Genomic DNA, 26,598 nt, shown 5'->3' with positions numbered 1-26,598 from the left:
GTCCTGAGCTGCCCCTGCTCACACATCAGCGGCGACGACGCGTACGCGTTCGCGGCCATTGTCTCCCCGCGATGGTCGGTCAAGGGCCGGCCCCGGCTCAGGAACCACCGCGCTCGCGAGGGATCTTGTGCCCGGCCTCGATCGCCACCGGTAGCCGGTTCTCGGCCGGAGGCAGCGGGCAGGTGGCGAAGTCCGTGTACGCGCACGGCAGGTTCGCGGCCCGGTTGAAGTCCACGACGACCGTGCCGTCGGCGGCGGGTGCTTCCAGGATCAGGGACCGGTTGGCCGCGTAGGTGGTGACACCGGAGGTCGCGTCGGTGAACAGCACCATCAGCCGGCCCGCTCCCGGGCCTGGGAACGCGGTCAGCGACAGCTGTTGCCCGTTCAGCTCGAAATCGACCCGGCCCGGAGCGTCGTAGACGTGCTCAAGACCCTCCACCGCGGCGCCCACGGTGGTCGGCCGAGGCGTGTCGAACGGGAGGTATCGGCCCGTCACCGACCAGCGGAGGTCGGGGGCGTAGGCGGGCGTTCCGGTGAAGGCCGTGCGCAGCGGTGCGTCCGGGTGCCGGGGGCGCACGATGTCCTGTCCGCCGCGCCGGGCGACCTCGATCACGGCGTCTCCCCAGAGGGCGTCGACGCCGCCGCGCTCGGGGAGCACACCGAAACGGTGCTCACCGCGCACCGGGTTGCCGCCGACGACCAGTTCCTCGCCCTCGCCGAGGGCCACGACGACGCCGTCGGGACCGGTGTGCCAGTCGCCGGGCGCCTCCGGGAAGCGCTGCGGCCGGTCGTCGAGCCAGTGCAGGCCGGTGACCGCCAGGAACCCGTGCGGTGCGGCGAGCCGGGCGTCCTGGGCGCGGTACCACTCCAGCCATGTCTCGGTGAAGACATGGAGCTCTGTCGTGGTGGCCTCGGTGGTCATGAACAGACTCCTTTCGGGTCGGGGGTGTGTTGGTGCGGAATTCGTGGCGTCGCCAGCTCAACGGGCCTCTTCCGCGGTCCAGTTCGCGCAGCAGCTGCCTTGCGACGGCGGCCTTCTCGTCGCACATCAAGACAGGAATCGCCGAGGCAGGAGTCGTCGAGACAGGGGTCGCCGAGACAGGAGTTGCTGAGGGCAGGGGTTGCTGAGGCAGGGGCACGACGACACAGGGCTACGACAAGACGGCCGACGGGACAGCCGGCAGCTGTCAGATGTGTGTGGAAGGACAGACGGCGGAGGACGTACGGTAGAAGTCGACATGCCGCCGGGCAACGAGGTGCGCACCAGAGCATGCACCGTTGGGTGCCGCGCCTCGTGCGTGCATCAAAGCCTCCGGTGGTCAGCGAATTCCTTTTCAACGTATGTCGTTCTCCCCTGCGGGTGTCAAGGTTGGACCCGGCGGCGGGACATCTCGCCGGACGCGGTGCGGCGCTGCCTGTCCGCATGGCAAGACCTGTCCGGGAAGGCATTGACCGACGTGGGGAACTTCTGCTGAACTCCCGTCCCATGAACCCGCGCGTGGACCTGACTCGGCGGCGCCACATCGATCTGGCGCACGTCTCCAGCGCGTTTTGTTGTCGCTGACTCGCCGGCCAGTGGTCGTCGGCAGCGGCGAAGGTGCGTGCTCGGCGGACTGAAGCGGTGTGAATCCGCCCGCGCCGCGATGCTTCCCCAGGTGATTCGCCGTGCCCCTCTCCCGTGAGCTCTGCGCCTCGCAGCAGCAGGGAGTCCTTCCGCGTACGCCGCCCCGATCGCTGACAGCGCGGCCGTAGCGGTTCCGCGACCACGTACCTCTTCTCACCGGCCCGGCCGCCTCGGCATTCGGCGTGCCGGTCGATCGGCCCTGCGCACCGTCAGCGCCTTCATTCAGTCGTCCGGCACACCTTGCTGTGCCCATCCGTCCGAGAGGGACCCCTCATGCCTTTGTCCATCCATCAGCTCACCGGCCGTATCGGCGCAGTCGTCGAAGGCGTCGACCTGGCGGCGGCGCCGGACTTCTCGACCATCACCGCGCTCCGGGACGCCCTCAACGAGCACAAGGCGATCGTGTTCGACGACGTGCGCCTCGACAACGCCGACCAGGAGCGTGTGGCCGGGTGGTTCGGCGAGTTGACGACCGCGCATCCCAACGTGCCGGCGGCGGACGGCACGACGAACGTGCTCGCCGTCGACAGTGAGACGTCCAAGGCCAACACATGGCACACGGACGTCACCTTCGTGGTCAACCCGCCCCAACTCACCACGCTGCGCTCCGTGGTGGTCCCGCCGTACGGTGGCGAGACGCTCATCGCCAACGCCGCCGCGGCCTACCGCGACCTCCCCGAAGCGCTGCGCTCCCTCGCGGACTCGCTGCGGGTCGTGCACAGCAACCAGTACGACTACGCGCGCCCCGCGGCGGCGACCGCCGAACAGCAGGAGTACGACCGCCTCTTCGTCTCGACGCCGTACGAGGCGGAGCACCCGGTCGTGCGGGTGCACCCGCTGACGGGCGAACGCGGTCTGTTCGTCGGCGGGTTCGCCAAGAGGATCCTCGGCCTGTCGAGCAGCGAGTCCGCCGACCTGCTGCGCGTTCTCCAGTCGTACGTGACCCGCCCGGAGAACCTCCTGCGCTGGAGGTGGTCCCCGAACCAGCTGCTGATCTTCGACAACCGGATCACGCAGCACTACGGGGTCGACAACTACGACGACCATCCGCGTCGCCTCAACAGGGTGACCGTCGCGGGCGAGGTGCCCACCGGTGTCGACGGCCGGCGCAGCGAGCAACTCGTCGGAAATTCCTCGCACTACAGCAGTGTGTCGGCGGTGGCGGCATGACCGAGCTCAGCCTCGAGGCCCCCGCCGCCCTCGAGCGTCCGGACGCCGGGGCGACGAGCGCGCGGCCCCGGGAGGTGTTCCTGCCGCACGGCGCCCGCCGCCGGACGCCGCTCAGCGCACTCCGCGAGCGCCTGCGCTGGCCGCTGGGTATCTACACGACGCCGGTGCTGATCCTCCTCGCCTGGGAGGTACTCGCCCGGGCCGGAGCGGTGTCGAAGACCTACGCACCGGCGCCGACCTCGATCGTGAAGTCCGCTTTCGAACTCTGGCAACAGGGCGTCCTTGGACCGGACTTGGCCATCTCGCTGCAGCGGGCCGGTATCGGTCTCGCCATCGGCCTGACGGCGGGCATCGTCACCGGTGTGCTCGGCGGCCTGCTGCGCAGTGGCGAGTTCCTGTTCAACGGGCTTGTGCAGGTGCTCAACACGATCCCCCTCCTCGCGGTGCTGCCGTTGATGATCGTGTGGTTCGGCATCGACGAGCTCACGAAGGTGCTGCTGATCTCCTTCGGCGCCGGTGTCCCGATGTATCTCAACCTGTTCGCCGCGATCCGGGGCGTCGACCAGCGGCTGATCGAGATGGCGCGGACTACGGGTGCGGGCACCTGGCGCCTGGTGACGCGGGTGCTGGTGCCCGGCGCCCTGCCGGGGTTCCTGGTGGGCCTCCGGTTCTCCCTCGCGTACAGCGTCCTGGGTCTGGTCGCCGCCGAAACGGTCAACGCCGACAAGGGACTTGGCTTCCTCATCACTCAGGGGCAGACGTATCTCCAGACCAACCAGGTCTTCGTGGGGCTGGTGATCTACTCGCTCCTCGGTCTGCTCGCCGACCAGTTCGTCCGGGCTCTCGAGCGGGTGCTGCTGCGGTGGCGACCCAGTTATGAGGCGTCATGAGCAGCACGATTGCGACGGAGCCCTGTCGGCAGACCGGGGTCGTCGTCGAACAGGTGGTCCGCCGGTTCGGTGACCGGGTGGTCCTCGACCACCTCGACCTCACCATCGCCGACGAGGAGCTGGTGATCCTGCTCGGCCCTTCGGGCTGCGGCAAGAGCACCCTGCTGCGGCTGCTCGCGGGACTGGACCGCCCCGATGGCGGGCGCGTGGAGGTCCCCGCCCGGCGGGCGATCGTCTTCCAGGCCGACCGACTGCTGCCCTGGCAGCGGGTGCTGCGCAACGTCACGCTCGGCCTGCAGGGGCCAGACGCCGGACAGCGAGCCCGTGACGTGCTCGCCGAGGTCGGTCTCGCGGGCCGCGAGAAGGCCTGGCCCAAGGAGCTCTCCGGCGGTGAGGCCCAACGGGTCTCGCTGGCACGGGCGTTGGTTTCCGAGCCCGAACTCGTGCTGCTCGACGAGCCGTTCGCGGCTCTCGACGCCATCACCCGGCTGCGCATGCACGACCTCGTACGCGCGCTGCGGACCAGGCATCAGGCGGCCATGCTGCTCGTCACCCACGACGTCGACGAGGCGATAGCCCTGGCGGACCGCATCGTCGTCATGAACAACGGCCGCATCGGCACCTCGCACGAGGTGCACCTCACCGCCGCCGACCGTGAGGCGAGCGTCGCACGCGAAGAACTGCGCGCCCGGCTCCTGGAAGACCTCGGCCTGGCCGGCCGGCACTGACTGTCCGAACACCTTCACCCAGCACAGAAAGCACGACAACCCATGCGAACAAGACCCACGAGACTCATCGGCGCCGTCGGCTCGCTCGCTCTGGCGAGCAGCCTCGTCGCCTGCGCAGGATCGTCGTCGGACACCTCCGCGCCGCTGAGCAACGCCGTCAATGCGAGTGACGCCAAGCACCCCGAGTGGAGCAAGTACACCTTCACCATCGGCGACAACGGCGGTGACGGCAGCCAGGAACTGGCAGCGGTCACCGGCGTGTTCGCCAACGCGCCCTACAAGGTGAAGTTCGCCCGCTTCACCTACGGTCCGCCGCTCGTGCAGGCCGCCGCATCCGGCGACATCGACCTCGGCAGCGTCGGCGACGTACCGCCGATCACCGGCGCCGCAAAGGAGTACGGCTTCAAGGTCGTGGCAGTCAACCGCTCGCTCACACCCACCCAGTCGAACGAGAACATCATCGTGCCGAAGGGCTCGCAGCTGAAGACGGCCGCCGACCTCAAGGGCAAGAAGATCGCCGTCCCGCAGGGCAGTTCGGCCCACGGTCTGGCCCTCAACGCCCTGAAGAGCGTCGGTCTCACCCCGAAGGACGTGAAGCTGGTCTTCCTCGATCCGGCGGCTGGTGCCACGGCGTTCAACACCGGGAAGGTGGACGCCTGGTCGATCTGGAACCCGCAGTCGGCCATCGCGGTGAAGAACGGCGCGCGGATCCTGGTGAAGGGCCTCCCGCCCATCGACCAGACGAGCAGTTACTACGTCGCGAGCGACAAGTCGCTGAACGACAAGACCAAGCGGGCGGCTCTGACAGACGTACTGAGGAGGCTGTCGCGAGAGTTCGCCTGGGCCGTCAGGAACCCCGACAAGTACGCGCAGGCGCTCTCGAAGGAGCAGGGCATCCCGCTGGCCGACGCCAAGGCATCCGTGGCCGCTTACTCGAATCGGGTCACCCCGGTGGAGCAGCCGGACATCGAACTGGAGCAGAAGCTCGCCGACGCCTTCCTGGAGGCGGGGCAGATCACCAAGAAGGTCGACGTCCCGTCGATCGTCGACAACCTCCTCCCTGCCGGTTACGACAGCTCGAAGCTGAGGGGCACCTCATGAGCGCGGGACAGCGGCGGCTGCACCTGAATGCCTTCCTCATGGAGGGGGGCCACCACGAGGCGGCGTGGCGCCTTCCGTACAGCAACCCCCGCGCCGACTTCGACCTGCGGCACTGGATCGAACTGGCACAGCTCGCCGAGAGCGCCAAGTTCGACTCGCTGTTCCTTGCCGACGGTCCGGCCCTCATCGGCACCGGCGAGTTCAGGCCGCCGGGCCAACTGGAGCCGCTGACGCTACTCACCGCACTGTCGCAGGCCACCAGCAGGATCGGGCTCATCGCGACCGTGTCGTCGACGTACAACGAGCCGTACAACCTCGCCCGCCGGCTCGCGTCCGTCGACCACGTCAGCGGCGGCCGGGCCGGCTGGAACATCGTCACCTCGGCGGGAGCCGACGAGGCCGCCAACTTCGGCCTCGACAACCGCCCCGGCCACGCCGAACGCTACGCCCGCGCCGACGAGTTCCTGAAGCTCGCCAAGGCGCTGTGGGACAGCTGGGAGTCCGAGGCCGTCCTCGCGGACAAGGTAGCGGGACGCTACGCCGACCCCGCCCGGCTGCATCGGGTCGGTCATGACGGCACGTACTTCAGGGTGGCCGGACCGCTCAACGTCGAACGCCCGCCGCAGGGCTACCCGTTGCTCGTCCAGGCGGGCTCCTCGGAGGACGGCAAGGACTTCGCCGCCCAGCACGCCGAGGCCATCTTCACCGCCCACACCACGTACGAGCGCGCCGCCGCCTTCTACGCCGACATCAAGGCACGCACCAGTGCCGCCGGGCGTGAACCGGAGGGTGTGATCGTCCTTCCCGGCATCGTCCCCTACATCGGATCGACCGAGGAGGAAGCCCGCGCGCTCGCTCGGCGGTTCGACGAGCTGCGTATCCCGGAGTACGGGCTGCGCCAGTTGGCGGCGGTCTTCGAGACCGATCCGTCGGTCTTCGAACTCGACCGTCCGTTGCCGGAGTTCATCCTGGCGAGGCCGAAACTGGAGGGTTCGCAGAGCCGGTCCGATCTGATCATCGACCTGGCGGTGCGCGAGCGGCTGACGGTCCGCGAGATCATCTCGCGGCTCGGCGGCGGCCGCGGGCACTTCGAGTTCGTAGGGACGCCCGAGCAGGTCGCGGACACGATCATCGGCTGGTTCGAGGGCGGCGCGGCGGACGGCTTCAACATCATGGCCCCGGCGCTGCCGTCCGGCCTGGCGGCCTTCATCGAGCACGTCCTGCCGATCCTGCGGAGCAAGGGTCTGTTCCGCGAGGAGTACGAGGGCACGACACTCCGCGAGCACTACGGCCTTCCCGTCCCCGCGAACCAGTTCCATGGCTGAGCCGCGGGCAACCTGGCCGGCCGGGTGTCCTGGCGAGTATGTCGCCGTCCATCGGGATGTCCGCGATGCGGGACGGCCCTCTTGACGTCCGCGGCCCGTGGATCGACACTCGGTAAGGAATCCTAGTGAACAGGTAGGGAAACATGAGGCGGCTTGATGGGGTCACCGTCCGAGTGAGCCGTTCGCCTCTGCTGACCTCCCGGCGTCACATCGACCTGCTCCGCGTCTGCAGCGCACTCGGCCCCATGGGCTGACCTGCGCACCTGCCACGCCGCCGCCTCCCACGCAACGTCGTGCCGTTCGGCGTGCCCAGGTGAGCCCCGCTCCGGGGTTCCGTCGTCGCACCCCCGTAGCCCCCGGCGGGCCCGGCACCGAGTGCCGGGCCCGCCCTCCGGGCCGAGGAGGATCCGGCCACAGGGCCCAGCCCGATGTCGCATCCGCCGCGCGTTACTTCCGCGCCCGCTCTCGGGGAGAGTCATGACCGTCACATCGCCGGCCGCCCATGTTTCCGTCCGGCCCGCGCCCGCCTTCCGCGGTCGCATCGGCAGGGACGCGCGCAGCGGCCACTACGCCGTGCCAGGCCGCTACCGGCTCCATCTGTCGACTGCGTGTCCCGACGGCCTGCGCATCGCCGTCACCCACACCCTGCTCGGCCTGGACACCGTCTGTCCGGTGACCTTCCTCCCCGCCGTCCCTGACTGTCCCGAGGGCGGTCACTCGGCCCTGCTCCCGCTGTACGAGGCGAGCGCGCACCGCTACCGCGGGCCGGCCGCGGCGCCGGTGCTCAGTGACGGCTGGTCCGGGCGGATCGTCAGCACCCACGACCGGGACATCATGCGCGACCTCGCCCACCGCTTCGACACCGGCGGCTCCTCGCTCTACCCGTGCGGCGCGGAGTCGGAGATCGAGGCCGTGGAGCGGTTGTGCGTGGAGGGGATCGAGGGGGCGGCGCAGCGGGCCGGGGCCGTGGGCGGGGAAGCGACGGAACGTGACAGGGCACTGGCCACGCTGCTGCAGACCCTCGGAGCCCTCGACCGCTGGCTGGTCGACCGCGCCTACCTGATCCGCGGCGAAGTCACGCTCGCCGACGTCGAGTTGTGGGTCGCTCTGGTCCGGCTCGACACCGTGCACCGGCACCACCTCGACGCCGCCGCGATCCAGCGCATCGCCGGCCACCCGGTGCTGTGGTCCTACGCCCGCTGTCTGACCGCCCACCCGGCCTTCGGCGCTCACCTCGACCTCGACGGCATCGACCGCCGTCACCACTCCCAGTGTCGCGGGCTGGAGGCAGCAGGATCGGCCGTCCAGATCCTCGACTGGGCGGCACACTCCGCCCGTTAGCCGTTCCACCTGGTGGACCGGCGTTGACATACGTTCGGGCCATTGTCTTAACTACGGCCCAGAACGGTCATGAGTGTCAGCGACAAGCCCTGGCTTGCTGACCGGCAACCCTCGCACCGCGGTGGGGTGCCCCAGGTGACGACCCGGCCGATGACCCATCGGCAAGCGCGAGGCCCCCAGGGCCGGAACAGTGACGGTGACGCCATGTACGCAGCTCCCAGAACGGCCGCACGCCGTTCCCAGGGCTGCGTACGGACGTACGCGAACATGCTTGTCGCCAACCGCGCCGTCGATCTGCTCCGCGTCAGCAGCGCACTGTGTACCGCACCGGGCCGTGCCCGCTGTCGGGGCTGACACCTCCCCGCAGCTCCCGCACCCCCTGACGAACACCGCCCGCGCGGTGTGCCGTTGCCCTCCCCACCCCCGGCCTCACGCAGCCGTGTGCGACCCCGCATGCCGCCGCGCCTCCGGGGTGTGCCCACGACTCCGGAGCCCACCATGAGCGAACCCCCAGGCGCCACTGCCCGAGGCGCCCGCCACCACCGAACCGCCCAAGGCCCTCACCGCCCAGCGGGTCCAGCCACTGAGGCGCCCGGGGCGCTGGATCGCCACCGCGGTCGTCCTGGTCCTGGTCGCCCAGTTCGTCCACGGACTGGTGACCAACCCCTTCTACCAGTGGGACCGCTGGAACTACTGGTTCCTGCGGCCGACCATCTTCGACGGCCTCCTCATCACCCTCGAAGTCGCCGCTTACAGCGCCCTGTTGGGCCTTGCCGGCGGTGTCCTGCTCGCTCTGGCGCGGCTGTCGAAGAGCCCGGTGCTGCGCGCCGTCAGCTGGACCTACGTCTGGGCGTTCCGCTCCATCCCGCTCATCGTGGTCCTGATCTTCCTCTACAACTTCAGTGCGCTGTACAAGACGTTGAGCGTCGGCATCCCCTTCGGGCCGGCCTTCTTCTCCTTCGACGAGTCGAAACTCGCCACCGACATGGTCGTCGCCGTCGTCGGCCTCAGTCTCAACGAGGCCGCCTACGCGGCCGAGGTGGTGCGCGGCGGCATCCTCTCCGTCGACCAGGGCCAGCACGAGGCGGCCGCGGCCCTCGGCCTGCCCAAGGGCTACCAGTTCCGCAGAATCGTCTTTCCGCAGGCGCTGCGCTCCATCATCCCCAACTACGTCAACCAGTTGATCGGCCTGATCAAGGGCACTTCGCTGGTCTTCTACGTCTCGCTGCTGGACCTGTTCGGCTCCGCGCAGACCATGGGCTCCACCTACCCCGGCGACATCGTGCCGCTGCTGCTGGTCGTCACCGTCTGGTACCTGATCCTGACCAGCGTCGTCTCCGTCATCCAGTTCTACGTCGAGCGGTACTACGCCCGCGGCGCCACCCGCAGCCTGCCGCCGACGCCACTGCAGAAGCTCCGCACCGGTCTCACCGACCTGCGGGCCCGAATCCGCCGGGAGGCCGCCGTATGACCGCCAAGACCGCCGACGCCCCGGCGGACGTCGAAGCCGCCACCGTCGAGGTCCACGACGTGCACAAGTGGTACGGCAGCCACCGGGTCCTGGACGGCGTCGACCTGACGATCCGTCCCGGCGAGGTCACCGTGATCCTCGGCCCCTCCGGCTCCGGCAAGTCCACCCTGCTGCGGCTCGTCAACCACCTGGAGAAGCCCGAGATCGGCCACGTCAGCATCAACGGCGAGCCGATCGGCGTGAAGCGGCACGGCGACCGGCTGAAGGAGCTGAGCGAGCGCGCCATCCTCACCCAGCGCGGACGCATCGGGTTCGTCTTCCAGAACTTCAACCTCTTCCCGCACCTGACGGTCCTGGACAACGTGGCCGCGGCCCCGGTCGCCACCGGCCGGCTCGGCAGGCCCCAAGCCCAGGAACTGGCCCGCGAACTCCTCGTCCGGGTCGGCCTCGCCGACAAGACCGGCGCCTACCCGCGCCAGCTCTCCGGCGGCCAGCAGCAGCGCGTCGCCATCGCCCGCGCCCTGGCGCTGCGCCCCGGAGTCATCCTCTTCGACGAGCCCACCTCCGCCCTGGACCCCGAACTGGTCGGCGAAGTCCTCGCCGTCATCCGGGACCTGGCCTCCAGCGGCACCACCCTCGTCATCGTCACCCACGAGATCGGCTTCGCCCGCGAGATCGCCGACCGGGTCGTCTTCATCGACGGCGGCAAGATCATCGAGCAGGGGCCGCCCTCCGAGGTCCTCGACACACCACGGCACGAGCGGACCAGGGACTTCCTCAGCAAGGTCCTGTGACCCGCCGCCCCCACGACCTCCCCCCCCCACGCCACCACTCTCATCACCGCCCCTGAGCGACAAGGAACGGCCATGCGCACCCACTTCACCCGACGCAGCCTGATACGCGGCATCACCACGGCGACCGCCGTCGCCTCCCTGGCCACCGGGCTCGCCGCCTGCGGTGGCGACAGCGACGCGGCCACCACCACCGACACGGCCGCCACATCCGGCGAGGTAGTCATCGGCCAGGTCTCCAACGGCGCCGCCCAGCAGACCGCAATCAAGGTCTCCGAGGTCAAGTCCATCAGCGCCGAACTGCCCGCCGCCCTCAGAAAGAGCGGCAAGCTGGAGATCGGCATCGGCGCCCTGCCGGCCGGCTTCCCGCCGCTGGCCTACGTGGGCAGCGACCAGAAGACCCTCACCGGCGCGGAGCCCGACTTCGGCCGCCTGGTCGCCGCCGTCCTCGGACTCAAGCCCGAGGTGAAGAACTCCACCTGGGAAAACCTCTTCGTCGGCATCGACAGCGGCAAGGTCGACGTGGCCTTCTCCAACGTCACCGACACCGAGGAACGCAAGAAGAAGTACGAGTTCGCCTCCTACCGCCAGGACAACCTCGCCTTCACCGTGCCCAAGAAGAGCACCTGGAACTTCGGCGGCGACTACGAGAACCTCGCCGGCAAGACGGTCTCCGTGAGCGCCGGGACCAACCAGGAGAAGATCCTGCTGGAGTGGAAGACCAAGCTGGCCAAGGAGGGCAAGAAGCTCACCGTCAAGTACTTCCAGGACAGCAACAGCGTCTACCTGGCCCTGTCCGGCGGCAAGATCGACGCGTACCTCGGCCCCAACCCCGGCATCGCCTACCACAACCGGCAGACCGCCAACACGCCCAACGCCACCCGTACAGCTGGTACTTACTCCGGCGCCGGAGCGAACCTCCAGGGGCTGATCGCGGCCACCGCCAAGAAGGACAGCGGCCTGGCCAAGCCCCTCGCCGACGCCATCAATTACCTGATCAAGAACGGTCAGTACGCCGAGTGGCTCAAGGCCTACAACCTCTCCAACGAGGCCGTCGCCAAGTCCGAGGTCAACCCGCCCGGACTCCCGCTCGACAACTCCTGACCACCGCGTCCCGGGGACTCCACCACCCATCTCGCGGTGGCGTCCCCGGCACGCCGGACACCCCGAGCCGCACCCGGAGACCGCCACGCCATGTCCGTCACCACCGCCGAAGCCACGTCCTCGCACGTCCTGGACAACCCCGCCTGGGCCGCCCTCACCGGACCCCACGCCCACTTCGCCGAACGCATCGGCCACGCCGCCCGCTACCGCCAGGACGTGGCCCCCTTCCACGCCCTCTCCGACGAGGACGACCCGCGCGCCTGGGCCGACCTGGGCCACCTCGTCGGCCCCGGCGGCACCGCCGCGGTACGAGGCGTCACAGAGGCGCCGGACGGCTGGGAGGTCGTCAGCCTCGGACACGGCGTCCAACTCGTGGACACCTCCCTGCGGGCCGAGCCCGACCCCGAGGCCGTACGCCTCGGCCCCGACGACGTACCCCAGATCCTCGATCTGATCGCCCGCACCGAACCCGGCCCCTACCGGCGCCGCACCGTCGAGATGGGCACCTACCTCGGCATCCGCCACCGCGGCCGGCTGATCGCCCTGGCCGGCGAGCGGCTGCACCCGCCCGGTTGGACGGAGATCAGCGCCGTGTGCACCGACCCCGACCACCGGGGGCGGGGGCTGGCCACCCGGCTGGTCCGTGCCGTCGCCGCAGGCATCAAGGAGCGGGGCGAACAGCCCTTCCTGCACGCCGCGGCCGCCAACGCGCACGCGATCCGGCTGTACGAGTCGATCGGCTTCACCCTGCGCAGCCGCACGGTCTTCTCGCTCGTCCGGCACACCGGCGCCACGGCCCTGGAAAGAACGGCATGACCACGCCGTCGCCCCTCTCACTCCACCTCCAGGAAGGCACCCCGGTGTCCGCAACTCCACGCACTCCTCTGCACCTTGCCGTCGCCCTCGACGGGACAGGCTGGCACCCCGCCTCATGGCGTGAGCAAGTCGCCCGCCCCCGTGACCTGTTCACCGCCGGACACTGGGCGGGCCTCGTCGCCGAGGCCGAGCGCGGACTGCTCGACTTCGTCACCTTCGAGGACGGCCTCGGCCTGCAGTCCTCGCACTACGGTGAGTTGGACGGCCGCACCGACCAGATCCGCGGCCGGCTGGACGCCGTACTGACCGCCGCCCGGATCGCACCCCTGACCCGGCACATCGGCCTGGTGCCGACCGTGATCGCCACCCACACCGAGCCGTTCCACATCTCCAAGGCGATCGCCACCCTCGACTACGTCAGCACCGGCCGCGCGGGCCTGCGCGTGCAGATCTCCGCGCGGCCGCACGAGGCCGACCACTTCGGCCGTCGCACCTTTCCGCCGATCGACCTGAGCGAACTGCGGAGCCCGGTCGGGCAGGAACGCTTCACCGACCTCTTCAACGAGGCCGCGGACCACGTCGAGGTCATGCGCCGGCTCTGGGACAGCTGGGAGGACGACGCGGAGATCCGGGACGCCGCCACCGGACGCTTCATCGACCGCGACAAGCTGCACTACATCGACTTCCAAGGCGAGCACTTCAGCGTCAAGGGCCCCTCCATCACCCCGCGCCCGCCCCAGGGCCAGCCCCTGGTCACCGCCCTCGCCCATCAAACCGTCCCCTACCGGCTGGTGGCCCGCCAGGCCGACGTCGGCTACGTCACCCCGCAGGACGCCGCGCACGCCCGGGCGATCGTCGCCGAGATCCGGACCGAGCAGGAGGCCGCCGGACGGGCCGGAGAACCCCTGCACGTCTTCGGTGACCTGGTGGTCTTCCTGGACGACGAACAGGCCGCCGCCGAGAACCGGCGCGCACGGCTCGACGCCCTCGCCGGGGAGCCGTACACCAGTGACGCCCGGATCTTCGCCGGCACCCCCGTACAACTTGCTGATTTCTTGCAGGAGTTGGCGGGGGAGGGGTTGAGCGGCTTCCGACTCCGGCCCGCAGTCGCTGGACACGACCTGCCGGCCATCACCCGCGGTCTGGTCCCGGAACTCCAGCGCCGGGGTGTCTTCCGCACCGCTTACGAAGCCGACACCCTGCGCGGCCTGCTGGGCCTCGCCCGCCCCGCCAACCGCTACACCGCCGCCTGAGCCGGAAGGACCCCGCACCGACATGAGCAGCAAGCCGTTGAAGCAGATCCACCTGGCCGCCCACTTCCCCGGCGTCAACAACACCACCGTGTGGAGCGACCCGAAGGCCGGCAGCCACATCGAGTTCACCTCCTTCGCCCACCTCGCCCGAACCGCCGAACGCGCCCGTTTCGACTTCCTCTTCCTCGCCGAAGGGCTGCGACTGCGCGAACAGGGCGGAAAGATCTACGACCTGGACGTCGTCGGCCGCCCCGACACTTTTACAGTCCTCGCCGCGCTCGCCGCCGTCACCGAGCACCTCGGCCTGACCGGCACCATCAACTCGACGTTCAACGAGCCCTACGAGGTGGCCCGCCAGTTCGCCAGCCTCGACCACCTGTCCGGGGGCCGGGCCGCCTGGAACGTCGTCACCTCCTGGGACGCCTTCACCGGCGAGAACTTCCGCCGCGGCGGCTTCCTGGCGCAGCAGGAGCGCTACTCCCGCGCCAAGGAGTTCCTGGCCACCGCCAACGAGCTCTTCGACTCCTGGCACGGCGACGAGATCGTCGCCGACCAGGGAACCGGCGTCTTCCTGCGGGACGCGAAGGCCGGCTCCTTCGCCCACACCGGACAACACTTCGACATTCACGGCCAGTTCAACGTCCCGCGCTCTCCGCAGGGCCGTCCGGTGATCTTCCAGGCCGGCGACTCCGAGGAGGGACGCGAGTTCGCCGCCTCCAGCGCCGACGCCATCTTCAGCCGGCACGCCACCCTGGAGGGCGGTCGGGCCTTCTACGCGGACGTCAAGAACCGGCTCGCCAAGTACGGCCGCCGCCATGACCAGTTGCTGATCCTGCCTGCCGCCTCGTTCGCCCTCGCCGACACCGACGCCGAGGCCGAGGACCTCGCCAGGCAGGTGCGCCGCCAGCAGGTCAGCGGTGCCACCGCCATCAAGCACCTGGAGTTCGTCTGGAACCGGGACCTGTCCTCGTACGACCCGGAAGGGCCGCTGCCCGACGTCGACCCGGACGTCGGCGACCACCACATGTCCAAGGGCCGTGCCCAGGTGCGCATGTACCGCGACCCGCTGGCCACCGCCCGTGAGTGGCGCGAGCTGGCCGCCGCCAACAACTGGTCCATCCGCGACCTGGTCATCCACACCGGCAACCGGCAGACCTTCGTCGGCTCCCCGGCGACCATCGCCAGGACCATCAACGACCATGTCCAGGCGGACGCGAGCGACGGCTTCATCCTCGTGCCGCACATCACCCCCACCGGCCTCGACGACTTCGCCGACAAGGTCGTCCCGCTCCTGCAGGAACAGGGCGTCTTCCGCACCGACTACGAGGGCCCCACCCTCCGCCACCATCTGGGGCTCGCCCACCCCGAGGCCGTCGACGACCGGGTCGCCTCGTGAAGTTCCAGGACACGCCGTGCGCGTGGCCACTGGTGCTTCCGGCGACGCCCCTCACCAAGGAGTCCATCTATGCCTGACATCGCCCTCGGCGTCCTCGATCTGGTCCCGATTCCGTCCGGCTCGACGGCAGCGGATGCCCTGCGCAACTCGATCGACCTCGCGCAGCAGGCCGAGCGTCTGGGATACGCCCGCTACTGGTTCGCCGAGCACCACCTCAACCCGGGAGTGGCCGGCACCTCACCCGCCGTCGTCCTGGCCCTGACCGCTTCCGCCACCTCGACCATCAGGCTCGGCTCCGGGGCCGTGCAGCTCGGACACCGCACCGCGCTGTCCACCGTGGAGGAGTTCGGGCTGCTCGACGCGCTGCATCCGGGCCGCTTCGACCTGGGCCTGGGCCGCTCCGGGGGCCGTCCGCCGGGACAGTCGGACGCACCGCCGCCCACGACGACCCCGGTCGTCGACGGCCGCGCCCCGAACGGCCTGCTGATCCCGCCCCCCTTCTCCTTCGCGCAGTTGCTCGGCTCCCCGCGCATCGCCCTGCAACGCAGGCTCCTCCTCCTGCCGGGCGCGGAATCACAGGACTACACCGAGCAGATCGACGACATCCTTGCGCTGCTCGCCGGCACCTACCGCTCCCCGGAGGGCGTCGAAGCGCACGTCGTGCCCGGAGAGGGCGCCGATCTCGAGGTGTGGATCCTGGGCAGCAGCGGCGGCCAGAGCGCGTCCGTCGCGGGCCGCAACGGCCTGCGGTTCGCGGCGAACTACCACGTCAGCCCCGCCACGGTCCTGGAAGCGGTGGAGGGCTACCGGGCCTACTTCCAGTCCTCCGAGGTCCTCGACAAGCCCTACGTCAGCGTCTCGGCCGACGTCGTCGTGGCCGACGACGACGCCACCGCCCGCGAACTCGCCACCGGCTACGGCCCGTGGGTCCGCAGCATCCGCACCGCCGGGGGCGCCATCCAGTTCCCCACGCCGCAGGAAGCGCGCGCCCGCACCTGGACCGACGCGGACCAGGCCCTCGTCCAGGACCGCCTCGACACCCAGTTCGTCGGCTCGCCGGGCCAGGTCGCCGACCAGCTGGAACAGCTCCAGGAGGCCACGGGCGCGGACGAGTTGCTCATCACGACGATCACCCACGACCACAAGGACCGGGTCCGCTCGTACGAACTACTCGCGGAGGAATGGCGCCGAAGGGGTCACTCGCCCCAGCCGCCGAGCTGATACGTACGCCCGTCCGCGAGGAAGTTCACCCCGACCAACCGAAAGGTCCTGCCATGGCCACCATCCTGTCCGTCTCCGGAAGCCCCTCCCCGACCTCCCGCACCGGAAGGCTGCTCCGCCACCTCGACCAGCGGCTCACCGCCCAAGGGCACGAGGTGATCCCCCTGGACGTGCGCACGCTCCCGCCGGAGGCCCTGCTGCACGCCGATTTCGGCCATCCCGCGATAGCCCGGGCCGCAGCCCTGTTCGAGCAGGCGGAGGGCGTCGTGATCGGCACCCCCGTCTACAAGGCCGCCTCCTCCGGGCTGCTGAAGGCGCTGCTGGATCTCCTGCCGCAGTACGCGCTGGTGGGCAAGACCGTCCTGCCGCTGGCCACCGGCGGCAGCACCGCCCACGTCCTGGCCATCGACTACGCCCTGCGGCCGGTCCTGGCCTCCATGGGCCCCGCCCACATCACCCCCGGCTGGTTCACCCTCGACAAGGACATCACCGTGCGCGACGACGGCACGCTGACCGTCGCGCCGGGCTCGGCCGAGGCGCTGCTCCAGGTCACCGACCAGTTCTCGGCCGCGCTGGGCGGTCGTACGACGCTGCTGGCGGCCACCGGATGACAAGCGCAACGGCCATAGGGGGTTCGGCGAGGGCGTGCTGCCGAGGGTCGCGGCGCAGGGCCTGTGGCGGCATCCTTTCGACACGCAGAGCGCCCCCGCCGCGTAGGTGCCGTCCGCGTGAACGGGCCTGAGGGGAGCGTGAATCAGCCAGATCACTTCTCTATCCCTAGTATTCCTATCGAATTACTAGGAAAATGGCAGGGGTAGTCGAAGGTCGTATTGAGCGGGGGCAAGCGTGACGGTGACGGCGGACGACGCGACCGAAGCGGCAGCCGGGCCGCGGGCCGACTGGGCGCTCATCGCCCGTGAGGTGGCCGACGACCTCGCCACCGACGCGGTCGAACGCGAGCAGGCCGGCAAGGCGCCGCTCGACGAGGTCACCCGGCTGCGTGACGCGGGCCTGCTGTCGCTGCTGGTACCGGCCGAGCACGGGGGAGGGGGCGCGGACTGGCGTACGGCCTACACGGTCGTGCGAACGGTCGCAGCGGCCGACGGGGCCATCGGCCACCTGCTGGGCAGCCACTACTTCCTTTCCTCCAGCTCCCGTTTCCTCGCCGGGCCCGGCCACATCGCCCGTGTCGAACGGGAGTCGGCGGCGGGGCAGTGGTGCTGGGGAGGCGGCATCGCCGCACACGAACCGCCGCTCATGCTGATCCCCACGGCGGACGGCCATCTGCTGGACGGCTACCAGAGTCTCGCCACCGGAGTCGGGGTCGCCGACCGGCTACTGGTCCGCGCCTTCAGATCCGGCACCGCCGAGCCGCTGGCCGTCCTCGTCGACCCCGCCCGCCCGGGCGTCGTGACCGGAAGCGGCGGGGACACCTTCGGGCAGCGGCTCGCGGCCGGCGGGAGCGTCGAGTTCGACTCGGTGCCCGTCGCGGCGGACGACGTACTCGGTTCGCTCTCACCGGACGAGGGCGTCCTGTCGCCCTTCGCCTGTCTCGCCGCGCCGACCGCCCGTCTGGTCTCCGCCCACGTCTGCCTCGGCATCGCCGAGGGCATGCTCGACGAGGTCCGCGAATACGGCCGGATCGTGAAGTCCCCCTGGCAGCCCTTCTCCGCCCAGCCGTGGCCCGGCAGCCCACCGCAGGACCCGCACGCACTGGTCGCTTACGGCGAACTCACCGTCACCGCCCGGGCCGCGTCCGCCCTCGCCGACCAGGCGGTGGACGCCCTGCTCCGCGGCCTCGCACAGGGAGAGGCCCTCGACGACGAGGAGTGCGCGGAGATCACCGTCCTCGCGAGCGCGGCCGAGGCCGCCGCCTCCCGCGTCGTGCAGGAGGTCACCACCCGCGCCCTGGACGTCATCGGCGCCTCTGCCGCCTCCTCTCCATCCGGCTTCGACCGCTTCTGGCGCAACGCCCGCACCCACACCCTGCGCGAGCCGCGCACCCACCGGCTGCGCGAGGTCGGCGACTATTTCCTCAACGGCGCACACCCGCCCTTCGCGCTTCCGGCATGACGACGCCCGTCGTCGGCTGACCGGGCCGCCGTATTCGCTGGGCGATCTCATCGCCGGCCGGTACCGTGTGGCCTGGGAGCGAGGGGGATGAGCCGGTGCCGCCGGTGTTGTTGGTGGATGTCGACGGGCCGCTGAACCCGTACGCCGCGAAGCCGTACCGTCGGCCCGAAGGCTATCGGACGCACCGTCTGCTGACCCCGCGCTGGGAGGCCGCCGAGCGGCGGCGCCTGACAGAGTGGGGTCTGCCGAACCGGCCGGTCAAGCCGCTGCGGGTGTGGCTCAACCCGGATCACGGCCCGGAGTTGGAGGCACTTCCCTACGACCTCGTGTGGGCGACGACGTGGGAGCAGGAGGCCAACGTCTTCGTCGCACCGGTCCTGGGACTGCCCGAACTGCCCTTCATCAGCTGGCCCTCACCGCGACCCGAGCCCGCGGACGGCGTGTTCTGGAAGACGCCCGAGACCGTCGCGTGGGCAGCAGGCCGTACGTTCGCCTGGATCGACGACGAGATCACCGAGGCGGACCGAGCCTGGGTGAAGGACCACCATGACGGCCTCGCCCTCTTGCATCGGGTCGACCCCCGACGCGGTCTCACCCGTGACGACTTCGCGGTGCTGGCGGCATGGGCGAACAGCATCGACTGACACACAAGGCAGAGAAGATGACCACGCAGATCCAACAGCCCGACCACGAACTGATCCAGGCCGCCGCCCAGGTCGCGCGTACCCGCTGCCGCGGTGACAACCACACCATGGCGGCGGCCGGCCGTGCTCCGGACGGCCGCATCGTCACCGCGGTCAACGCCTACCACTTCACCGGAGGCCCCTGCGCCGAACTGGTCCTCATCGGCACGGCGGCCGCCCAGGGCGTCTACCAGCTGGACACCATCGTCGCCGTCGGCGACCGCGACCGCGGGGTCGTTCCCCCGTGCGGCCGCTGCCGGCAGGTCCTGCTCGACTACTTCCCTGCTCTGAAGGTCATCGTCGGCGCGGGTGACCGCACCCGAACCGTCCTCATCTCCGACCTGCTGCCCGAGAGCTACGTCTGGGCCGACCATCAACTCGACGCCGAACAGATGCCCTTGCCGTAGCCGAGTCGTTCGGTCAGCTCCTCACGAGCAGGCCGCGGCTGCGCAGGACCCGGCGTTCGAGGGGGCTGAAGACGATGAGGTCGATGGCGATGCCGACGAAGAGGATGAGGAGGATGGCTTCGAAGACCATGGCCATGTCGGAGGCGGTGCGGGCGTTTTCGAGGAGTTGGCCGAGGCCGACGCCGAGGTCGGGGAAGCTGGCGATGATCTCGGCGGCCATGAGGGAGCGCCAGGAGAAGGCCCAGCCCTGTTTCATGCCGGCGACGTAGCCGGGCAGGGCGGCGGGCAGGGTGATGTGCCAGGTGCCCTTGAGGCCGGTGGCGCCCATGGTGCGGCCGGCGCGCAGGAAGAGCGGGGGGACCTGGTCGACGCCGGAGACGAGGCCGTTGGCGATGGAGGGGACGGCGCCGAGCAGGATGACGGCGTACATCATGGAGTTGTTCAGGCCGAGCCAGATGACGGCGGGGGGTACCCAGGCGACGGAGGGCAGGGACTGCAGGCCGGAGAGGATGGGGCCGAGGGCGGCGCGGACGAACTTCACGCGGGCGACCAGCAGGCCGAGCGGGGTGCCGATGAGCAGGGCGAGGCAGAAGCCGAGCAGGCCACGCGAGACACTCGTCCAGATGTAGCCCAGCAGCGTGCCGCTGAGCCAGGACTCCCTCAAGGTGCCGGCCACCGCGCCCGGCGACGGCAGCTTCGAGGGATCGTCGACGATCGGGTAGAGCACGTACCAGGCGACGAGGACGACGGCGATCGCCGTCATCGGCGGCAATATCTTGTCGACGAACGTCTTCCGGAACGGCGTCCGTCCGGTGGTGGTGGTCTCCAGGGCGTCGAGGCCGGCCTCCACGCTCCCGGCGTCCTGGGCCGGTGTGGTGTCAGTGCTGGCCATGGCGGCGGATCTCCCCACGCAGGACTTCGGTGATCTCCAGGGACAGTTCGGCCACGGGCGCGTCCTCGATCCGGCGCGGCTGGGGGATGTCGACCCGCCACTCGCGGGCGATACGGCCCGGGCGGGAGGACAGCAGGATCACCCGCTGGGCCAGCCGGACGGCCTCGCGCACGTTGTGGGTGACGAACAGCACCGACAGGCCCGTCTCGGCCCAGATGCGGGTCAGTTCGTCGTGCAGCACGTCGCGGGTGATGGCGTCCAGCGCGGCGAACGGCTCGTCCATCAGCAGCAGCCGGCTGTCCTGCGCGAGCGCGCGGGCCATCGCCACGCGCTGGCGCATGCCGCCGGACAGCTCGTGCACCCGCTTGCCGTACGCGCCCGTCAGCCGCACGAGTTCCAGCAGTTCCTCGGTGCGCTCGCGGCGCTCGGGTTTGGCAACTCCGCGGAGTTTGAGGGCGAGTTCGATGTTCTTGCCCGCGCTCAGCCAGGGGAACAGGGCGTGTTCCTGGAACATCAGGGCCGGGCGGCCGTCGGTGGTGATGGTGCCGGTGCTGGGCCGGTCCAGGCCGGCGACCAGGTTGAGCAGGGTGGACTTGCCGCAGCCGGAGGCGCCCAGGAGGGTGACGAACTCGCCGGGGGCGACATCGAGGCTGATGTCGTCCAGGACGAGCTGCTGCCCGGCGGGGGTCGCGAAGGACTTCGAGACGTGCTCGATGCGGGCGGCCTGCCCGACCGTCTCGTCGGCCTTGGCGAGCGTCGTGATCGTGGCCATGGTCGTCACCTCCTGGGATCTCGTCGGACCTGTGTCAGCCGACGCCGAGACCGGCGTCGTCGACCGTGCTCTCGCCCTCGGCCTTGAGGACCTTGTTGAGGAGAGCGAGGTCGTAGATGCCCTTCAGGTCGGGCTTGGTGAGCAGTCCGGCCTTGACGGCGTGGGCGGCCTCGGTGTCGAGGGTGGCGGCCAGTGGGTCGTCGGTGAAGCTGATCGAGGACCAGGCCGGGTCGAGGACGTTCGAGGGCAGGGCCTTGCCGGAGTCGGCCTCCAGCTGCTTGTTCGCCGCGGCCTTCGCCTCATCCGGGTTGGCGTTGATCCACTTGTTGGACTCGACCGAGGCCTTGAGCACCGCCTCGACGGCCTTGGGGTGGGCGTCGAGGAACTTCTGCGACACGATGATGTTGGTGATCACGAACTTCTTGTCCGGCCACAGCGACGACTCGTCCAGCAGGACCTTGCCGCCCTCGGCGACCAGCTTGGAGGCGGTCGGCTCGGGCACCCAGGCGCCGTCGACGGAACCGGACTTGTAGGCGTCCGGGGTGATCTTGTTGTCGGTGCGGACGACCGTGACGTCGCCCTTGCCGCTCTCCGGGTCGATCTTGTAGCCCTGCTCCGCGGCCCAGTTGAGGAAGGCCACGTCCTGGGTGTTGCCCAGCTGCGGGGTGGCGATCTTCTTGCCCTTGACGTCCTTCAGCGACGTGATCTTCTTGGGGTTGACCACCAGCTTCACGCCGCCGGATGCCGAACCGCCGATGATGCGCAGGTTCTTGCCGTCCGACTTGGTGTAGCCGTTGATCGCCGGGGACGGACCGATCCAACCGATGTCGATGGAACCGGAGTTGAGCGCCTCGATCTCCGAGGGGCCCGCGTTGAAGGTGGCGTACTCGGCCTTGGTGGCTCCGAGCTCCTTCTGGAACAGGCCCTGCTCACGGCCCACCAGCGCGGTGGCGTGGGTCAGGTTGCCGAAGTAGCCGATCCTGACCGAATCCAGACCGTCGATCTTCTTCGCCCCGGCGGCGACCTTGGCGGTGTCGTCGCTCTTCGCCTGGGAGCCGTAACCGCAGGCGGTGAGCAGGAGGGGGAGCGTCGCTATGGCGGCGAGGGTGCGCAGGGTGGCGAGCGGTCTTGCGGCAGACACGAAGGTGTCCTCTCAGGGGAAGGAAGGGAAAGGCGTACGGCGCGACGGGGCGTGTGCGGCCCTGGGGCGCTTATCTGAACCTGGCCGGTGTTGCGGACGGCCTCAGACAAGGCGACAGATGGCGCTGGACGTACGGCGGAGGTCGATGTGACGCCGCGAGGTCAGCAGAGGCAGCGACGGCTCTGCGAAGTCACGCGCGCTCATACCCACCCCCGAGATCCCTAGTTTTCCTACCTGCTTGCTAGGGATCGTGACAGAAGGAAGGGCCGAGCCCAAGGGCGTGTTCATATGATGGACAGACGGATCTCGCGTATTGAGATGCGTGAGATTTGCCCAGCTGGGGGCCCTGTCCGTGCGGCCGCCGAGCAGGGGGCGAGGAGCTGGGCGCTCGCCGACAGGGACTACGCCCGGCGGCGGGTCGACCGGAGCGAGCGCGGCTGGTTCGTGGCCTGGACGAGCGAGCGGACGTTCCGCACCGCGTGCGGGCCGGTCAGCTTGGCCGAGGCGCTCGGTCTGTTCCGCACCTGGGTGTCCGAAGGCGCCGCTTGAGCAGCGTGGTCGTGGGGGTGAGGGTCATCACGATCACTTCGCGAGGATCGCCCCCGCGACCACGTCGACGAGGTGGCCGGCGCGCGGTGCGAGCGACGGCTGGTCGCCGAGCCAGGCGAGGGCGGCGATCAGCGCGAACAGGTCGGCACCGTCGATGTCGTCGCGTGCCTGCCCCGCGGACTGGGCGCGGGTGAGCAGCCGTGCACCGGCCGTGCGCAGGGTGACGCAGGCGGCGTGGAGTGCGGACTCGGGGTCGTCGATGGCTGCCGCCATCAGTTCGGTCACCCCTCGGTATTCGGTCGTCCAGGCGACGCAGTCGCGCAGCCATGAGGCGAGGGCCTCTTCGGGCGAACTCGCCGTCTCGAGCTCGCCCGCCTTGGCCGTGAGTTCTTCGAAGCTCGCCCGCAGGAGTGCGTCGAGCAGTGCCTCACGCGTGGGGAAGTGGCGCAGCAGCGTCGCGAGCCCGACGTCAGCCCTGCGCGCGATGTCGCGCAGGGACACCTCGACGCCCTGCTCGGTGATGGCGCTTCCCGCCACGGCGAGGAGGTGGTCGCGGTTCTTCCTGGCGTCGGCCCGCATGTGTCCCTCTTGCTATCCGGATCAGTGGTCCATATATTCGGATCAGTGGTCCACTTATGTGGATCGCTGATCCGAATAAGCCTATCCCGCGATGCGGGCAGGAGTGAGCGATGTCGACACCCACGACACCCACCATGAAAGCCGTCCGGCTCCATGAACACGGCGGGCCCGAGGTGCTGCGGTACGAAGACGCCCCGATCCCCGAGCCGGGAGCGGGTGAGGTCCTGGTCCGCGTGCACGCGGCCGGCGTCAATCCTCCGGACTGGTATCTGCGCGGAGGGCTGACCGAGATGCCGGGGGAGAAGGGGTCGGCGGTCAGCCTGCCGGTGATCCCGGGCACGGACGTGTCGGGTGTCGTCGAGGCCGTCGCCCCGGACGTCGAGGACTTCGCCCCCGGGGACGAGGTCTTCGGCCTGCTGCGCTTCCCCAGCTTCGACGGCAGCGCGTACGCCGAGTACGTGGCGGCGCCCGCGTCGGACCTCGCCCACAAACCGGCCGGCGTCGACCACGTGCACGCCGCCGCCGTGCCCATGGCCGGGCTGACCGCGTGGCAGTTCCTGATCGAGGTCGGCCACGACCACCCCTCGCCCTTCCAGCGGGCCCCGCATCGCCCGACAGCCCTCGACACCGGCACGACGGTCCTCGTCAACGGCGCCGCCGGAGGCGTCGGGCACCTCGCGCTCCAACTGGCGAAGTGGAAGGGCGCACATGTCACCGCTGTCGCATCGAGCGCGCACGAGGCCTTCCTCCGTGAACTCGGCGCCGACCGGTTCATCGACTACACCAAGCATCGTCCCGAAGACCTGGTCCACGACCTCGACCTCGTCCTGGACACCGTGGGCGGCCCCGCCGGCAGCCGCTTTCTGCGCACACTCAACCGCGGCGGCTCCCTGTTCCCCGTCTTCCCCGCGGAGGTCGCCGAGGAAGAGGCGACGAAGCTGGGCGTGACGGTGTCGACCGCACAGGTCCGCTCCAGCGGCGCGCAACTCGCCGAACTGGGGAGGCTGTTGGACAAGGGAACGGTCCGCGTCGCGATCGACGGCACGTTCGCCCTCTCGGATGCCCGGGCGGCACACGAGCGTGCTGCCCGGGGGCACATCCAGGGCAAGGTCGTCCTCACGGTCCGATGAGGTTCGAGTCGGTCGAACTGCGGCTGCCGGCGCGTGAAGTGTCTTCTGTGCACGCAGTTGGCCGAAAACCAGCGTTCCTGTCGTGAACGAGACGTTCCGGAGAGCGAATTCGGTCGCCGGTTGATCGGGTGACGGGGCCGCTCCGAGCGGACATCCGGGGTGTGTCGGGCGTTCCGGATGCGGAACGGTCTCTATCACGTCGATCTGTCGAAGCGACGTGATCGCGACGAAATCGAATCGTGGGCGGACTATGCAGCTTGTCCGATCTCGGGGTGCTGAGGAATGACTAGCATGAGCCGGTGTTCGGTCCTCCGGATCGAACCGTCGCGTGTCGGCCAAGCCTGTTTTTCCGTTTCCCGTTCCCAGGACCGAGGACCGCTGAATGTCCGTGCCTGCACCGCCCAGTCAGCATGGGTCAGTCAAACCGCCCCGTGCCGTGCCGGTCGCACCTCTGGCCGTACTGCTGGTGGGCGCTGCCGGCGCCGGCGCCGCCGTCGCGATGGCACCCGCGAACGCCCGTACCTGGACGCTCGTCACGGCCCTGGTCGCCTGGCTCCTCATGGCGGTCGTCGTGCTCTCCAGCGCCGTGCTGCTGCGCCGCTCCGGCCGGTCCACCACGGCGCTGACCGCGGAAGTCGCCCATCTCAAGGCGCAGTTGTCACAGCAGTCGGCGGAAGCCGCCCACCTGGGGAACGTGACACTGCCCGCCGTCGCCAAGCGGCTGCGGGACGGCGCGCGGGCCGGTGAGGTGCTCGCCGGCATGCCGGTGCCCTCCGAGCCCCAACTGCGGCTCATCGTCAACGCGTTCGCCGCCACGGTCGAGCAGGACGTCCGGCAGGCCGCCGCCCTGGACGCCGAACGGCAACAGGTGCGGCGCGAACTGGACGCGGGCGCAGCCGAACTGGAACGGCTGACGACCGAGACCCTGCCCGCCGCGGTCGCCATGCTGCGCGAGGGCAACTCCGCCGACACCGTGCTCGCCGAACTGGACTGGCCGCGGCTGCCGTTGCTGTACCGGCCCGCCGAGTCGTTCGTGCGCGAACTGGCCCAGAGCGAACGACGGGCCGCCGCCGCCCAGGCGGCCTCGGCCAAGGCGCTCAGCCGGGTGCAGGCCAAGGCCGTCAGCATGCTCGCCGACCTGCGGGACATGCAGGAGCGGCACGGCGAGGAGGTCTTCGGTGACCTGCTGAAGCTGGACCACAGCACCTCGCAGCTGGGCCTGATGACCGACCGGCTGGCCCTGCTCATGGGCGGTCGCGCCAGCCGCGCCTGGAACAAGCCGATCGTGATGGAGAGCATCCTGCGCGGCGCGGTCGGCCGTATCGCCGCCTACCAGCGTGTACGACTGCACTGCCCGACGAGCGCCGCGATCTCCGGCTTCGCGGCCGAAGGCGTCATGCACCTGCTCGCCGAACTGATGGACAACGCCGCCAACTTCTCGCCGCCCATCGACGAAGTCCATGTCTACGTCGAGGAACGCAGCGCCGGCATCGTCGTCACCATCGAGGACAGCGGCCTGAAGATGGCCGACGCTGCCATGCGGCGCGCCGAGGAGGCGGTGTCGGGGCGGATGACCGACCTCGCCACGCTGCAGGGCACCCGGCTCGGCCTGGCCGTCGTCGGACGGCTCGCCGTCAAGTACGGCATCAGCGTCAACTACCGCCCCTCCTCGCGCGGCGGCACCGGCGTCGTCGTACTGCTGCCCCTGCAACTCCTCGCCCAGCAGCGCGAACCCGCGCCGCGGGAGAGCGTGCGCCCGACGGCGGCCGCGGTCGCGACACCCGGGCCCGCCGCCGCGGAGGTGCCCGCCACCGCGCCGCCGCCCGCCGCACGCCCCGCCGCGCGGCCGGCGGCCCCCGAACCCGATACGCACCAGCGTGCCGCGGGCTCCACGCCGAACGGTCTGCCCGTCCGCGCCCCCGGCCGCACCATGGCCGAGGCCGAACAGGAGCGGCAGCAGCGCAGGGCACGCGCCGACGCCCCCGCCCGGGACGAGGACCGGTCCGGCGGACGCCCCGCACCGCGCAACGCGGGCGCGAGCTTCGGCGCCTTCCACCGCGGTCGCCAGGCCGGCACCGGGACCTCCGGTGCCGGAGGCCGCCCCGAGGACGAGCCGCCACCCGGCGCGTAGGCCCCTCTCC

26 protein-coding genes, 1 pseudogene and 1 riboswitch are annotated in these 26,598 nt (G+C 70.2%); of the genes and pseudogenes, 21 read left to right on the top strand and 6 right to left on the bottom strand.

Annotation, left to right across the window (positions count from 1 at the left end):
• Positions 1–97: 97 nt before the first annotated feature.
• Positions 98–922, bottom strand: a complete 825-nt coding sequence (locus LN251_RS30310) for a DUF1684 domain-containing protein (RefSeq protein ID WP_458247358.1) — start codon at positions 920–922, stop codon at positions 98–100.
• 975 nt (positions 923–1,897) lie between these two features.
• Here LN251_RS30310 and LN251_RS30305 point away from each other — a divergent pair.
• From LN251_RS30305 to LN251_RS30220, 18 genes and pseudogenes are all read left to right on the top strand, one after another.
• Positions 1,898–2,794, top strand: a complete 897-nt coding sequence (locus tag LN251_RS30305; RefSeq protein WP_458247357.1) for a TauD/TfdA dioxygenase family protein — start codon at positions 1,898–1,900, stop codon at positions 2,792–2,794.
• Positions 2,791–3,684, top strand: a complete 894-nt coding sequence (locus tag LN251_RS30300) for an ABC transporter permease (protein WP_458247356.1) — start codon at positions 2,791–2,793, stop codon at positions 3,682–3,684. The genes LN251_RS30305 and LN251_RS30300 overlap by 4 nt, the downstream gene beginning before the upstream one ends.
• Complete coding sequence (locus LN251_RS30295) at positions 3,681–4,412, top strand: ABC transporter ATP-binding protein (protein WP_458247355.1); 732 nt, start codon at positions 3,681–3,683, stop codon at positions 4,410–4,412. The genes LN251_RS30300 and LN251_RS30295 overlap by 4 nt, the downstream gene beginning before the upstream one ends.
• 42 nt (positions 4,413–4,454) lie before the next feature.
• Positions 4,455–5,513 carry an aliphatic sulfonate ABC transporter substrate-binding protein gene (locus tag LN251_RS30290; protein WP_458247354.1) on the top strand — a complete coding sequence of 353 codons (1,059 nt, stop codon included), beginning with the start codon at positions 4,455–4,457 and terminating at the stop codon, positions 5,511–5,513.
• The gene (locus LN251_RS30285; RefSeq protein WP_458247353.1) at positions 5,510–6,838 is read left to right on the top strand and encodes an LLM class flavin-dependent oxidoreductase; all 1,329 of its coding nucleotides are present in this window, start codon (positions 5,510–5,512) and stop codon (positions 6,836–6,838) included. Before LN251_RS30290 ends, LN251_RS30285 begins: the two co-directional genes overlap by 4 nt.
• A gap of 143 nt (positions 6,839–6,981) precedes the next feature.
• Positions 6,982–7,092, top strand: coding sequence for a putative leader peptide (locus LN251_RS30280; protein ID WP_362993508.1), 111 nt, complete (start codon positions 6,982–6,984; stop codon positions 7,090–7,092).
• A 223-nt stretch (positions 7,093–7,315) separates the two neighbouring features.
• Entirely contained in the window at positions 7,316–8,179 is an 864-nt protein-coding gene (locus tag LN251_RS30275) for a glutathione S-transferase C-terminal domain-containing protein (protein ID WP_458247352.1), read from the top strand.
• 65 nt (positions 8,180–8,244) lie between these two features.
• Positions 8,245–8,353: riboswitch (SAM riboswitch) on the top strand.
• Positions 8,354–8,677: 324 nt separating this feature from the next.
• Positions 8,678–9,650: pseudogene (locus LN251_RS30270) on the top strand (amino acid ABC transporter permease).
• Entirely contained in the window at positions 9,647–10,444 is a 798-nt protein-coding gene (locus LN251_RS30265) for an amino acid ABC transporter ATP-binding protein (RefSeq protein ID WP_458247351.1), read from the top strand. The pseudogene LN251_RS30270 and the gene LN251_RS30265 overlap by 4 nt, the downstream one beginning before the upstream one ends.
• Positions 10,445–10,516: 72 nt before the next feature.
• A complete protein-coding gene (locus LN251_RS30260; RefSeq protein WP_458247350.1) occupies positions 10,517–11,545 on the top strand; it encodes an ABC transporter substrate-binding protein in 1,029 nt (342 codons plus the stop codon).
• Between the two features lie 90 nt (positions 11,546–11,635).
• A complete protein-coding gene (locus LN251_RS30255) occupies positions 11,636–12,361 on the top strand; it encodes a GNAT family N-acetyltransferase (protein WP_458247349.1) in 726 nt (241 codons plus the stop codon).
• A 44-nt stretch (positions 12,362–12,405) separates the two neighbouring features.
• On the top strand, positions 12,406–13,614 hold the full coding sequence (locus tag LN251_RS30250) for an LLM class flavin-dependent oxidoreductase (RefSeq protein WP_458247348.1): 1,209 nt from the start codon (positions 12,406–12,408) through the stop codon (positions 13,612–13,614).
• Between the two features lie 22 nt (positions 13,615–13,636).
• A complete protein-coding gene (locus LN251_RS30245) occupies positions 13,637–15,010 on the top strand; it encodes an NtaA/DmoA family FMN-dependent monooxygenase (RefSeq protein WP_458247347.1) in 1,374 nt (457 codons plus the stop codon).
• Between the two features lie 69 nt (positions 15,011–15,079).
• On the top strand, positions 15,080–16,231 hold the full coding sequence (locus LN251_RS30240) for an LLM class flavin-dependent oxidoreductase (RefSeq protein ID WP_458247346.1): 1,152 nt from the start codon (positions 15,080–15,082) through the stop codon (positions 16,229–16,231).
• Between the two features lie 53 nt (positions 16,232–16,284).
• A complete protein-coding gene (gene ssuE / locus LN251_RS30235; protein WP_458247345.1) occupies positions 16,285–16,842 on the top strand; it encodes an NADPH-dependent FMN reductase in 558 nt (185 codons plus the stop codon).
• A gap of 241 nt (positions 16,843–17,083) precedes the next feature.
• Complete coding sequence (locus LN251_RS30230; protein WP_458248196.1) at positions 17,084–18,304, top strand: acyl-CoA dehydrogenase family protein; 1,221 nt, start codon at positions 17,084–17,086, stop codon at positions 18,302–18,304.
• A gap of 104 nt (positions 18,305–18,408) precedes the next feature.
• The gene (locus LN251_RS30225; protein ID WP_458247344.1) at positions 18,409–18,948 is read left to right on the top strand and encodes a hypothetical protein; all 540 of its coding nucleotides are present in this window, start codon (positions 18,409–18,411) and stop codon (positions 18,946–18,948) included.
• Between the two features lie 17 nt (positions 18,949–18,965).
• The gene (locus tag LN251_RS30220) at positions 18,966–19,394 is read left to right on the top strand and encodes a cytidine deaminase family protein (protein ID WP_458247343.1); all 429 of its coding nucleotides are present in this window, start codon (positions 18,966–18,968) and stop codon (positions 19,392–19,394) included.
• 13 nt (positions 19,395–19,407) lie between these two features.
• On the opposite strand, the gene LN251_RS30215 is transcribed toward LN251_RS30220, so the two are convergent.
• The 4 genes from LN251_RS30215 to LN251_RS30200 all read right to left on the bottom strand — a co-directional run bounded on the left by LN251_RS30215 (position 19,408) and on the right by LN251_RS30200 (position 22,403).
• Positions 19,408–20,286, bottom strand: a complete 879-nt coding sequence (locus tag LN251_RS30215) for an ABC transporter permease (protein WP_458247342.1) — start codon at positions 20,284–20,286, stop codon at positions 19,408–19,410.
• Positions 20,273–21,058 (bottom strand): ABC transporter ATP-binding protein, encoded by a 786-nt coding sequence (locus LN251_RS30210; RefSeq protein WP_458247341.1) that lies wholly within the window; start codon positions 21,056–21,058, stop codon positions 20,273–20,275. The genes LN251_RS30215 and LN251_RS30210 overlap by 14 nt, the downstream gene beginning before the upstream one ends.
• A gap of 34 nt (positions 21,059–21,092) precedes the next feature.
• A complete protein-coding gene (locus LN251_RS30205; RefSeq protein WP_458247340.1) occupies positions 21,093–22,199 on the bottom strand; it encodes an aliphatic sulfonate ABC transporter substrate-binding protein in 1,107 nt (368 codons plus the stop codon).
• A 102-nt stretch (positions 22,200–22,301) separates the two neighbouring features.
• Positions 22,302–22,403, bottom strand: coding sequence for a putative leader peptide (locus LN251_RS30200; RefSeq protein WP_458247339.1), 102 nt, complete (start codon positions 22,401–22,403; stop codon positions 22,302–22,304).
• 114 nt (positions 22,404–22,517) lie between these two features.
• Between LN251_RS30200 and LN251_RS30195 the strand changes: the two genes are divergently transcribed.
• Entirely contained in the window at positions 22,518–22,748 is a 231-nt protein-coding gene (locus LN251_RS30195) for a hypothetical protein (protein ID WP_458247338.1), read from the top strand.
• A gap of 33 nt (positions 22,749–22,781) precedes the next feature.
• Here the strand turns inward: LN251_RS30195 and LN251_RS30190 are convergent, their stop codons facing one another.
• Positions 22,782–23,327, bottom strand: a complete 546-nt coding sequence (locus LN251_RS30190; protein WP_458247337.1) for a TetR/AcrR family transcriptional regulator — start codon at positions 23,325–23,327, stop codon at positions 22,782–22,784.
• Between the two features lie 134 nt (positions 23,328–23,461).
• On the opposite strand from LN251_RS30190, the gene LN251_RS30185 reads away from it, so the two are divergent.
• A complete protein-coding gene (locus tag LN251_RS30185) occupies positions 23,462–24,457 on the top strand; it encodes an NADP-dependent oxidoreductase (RefSeq protein WP_458248195.1) in 996 nt (331 codons plus the stop codon).
• Between the two features lie 382 nt (positions 24,458–24,839).
• Complete coding sequence (locus LN251_RS30180) at positions 24,840–26,588, top strand: ATP-binding protein (RefSeq protein ID WP_458247336.1); 1,749 nt, start codon at positions 24,840–24,842, stop codon at positions 26,586–26,588.
• The last annotated feature ends 10 nt before the right edge of the window (positions 26,589–26,598 follow it).

The organism is Streptomyces sp. MAI_2237 (genome assembly GCF_054189285.1).
Note: the sequence above shows the minus strand (reverse complement) of the source record. Positions and strands in the feature narration are given on the sequence as shown.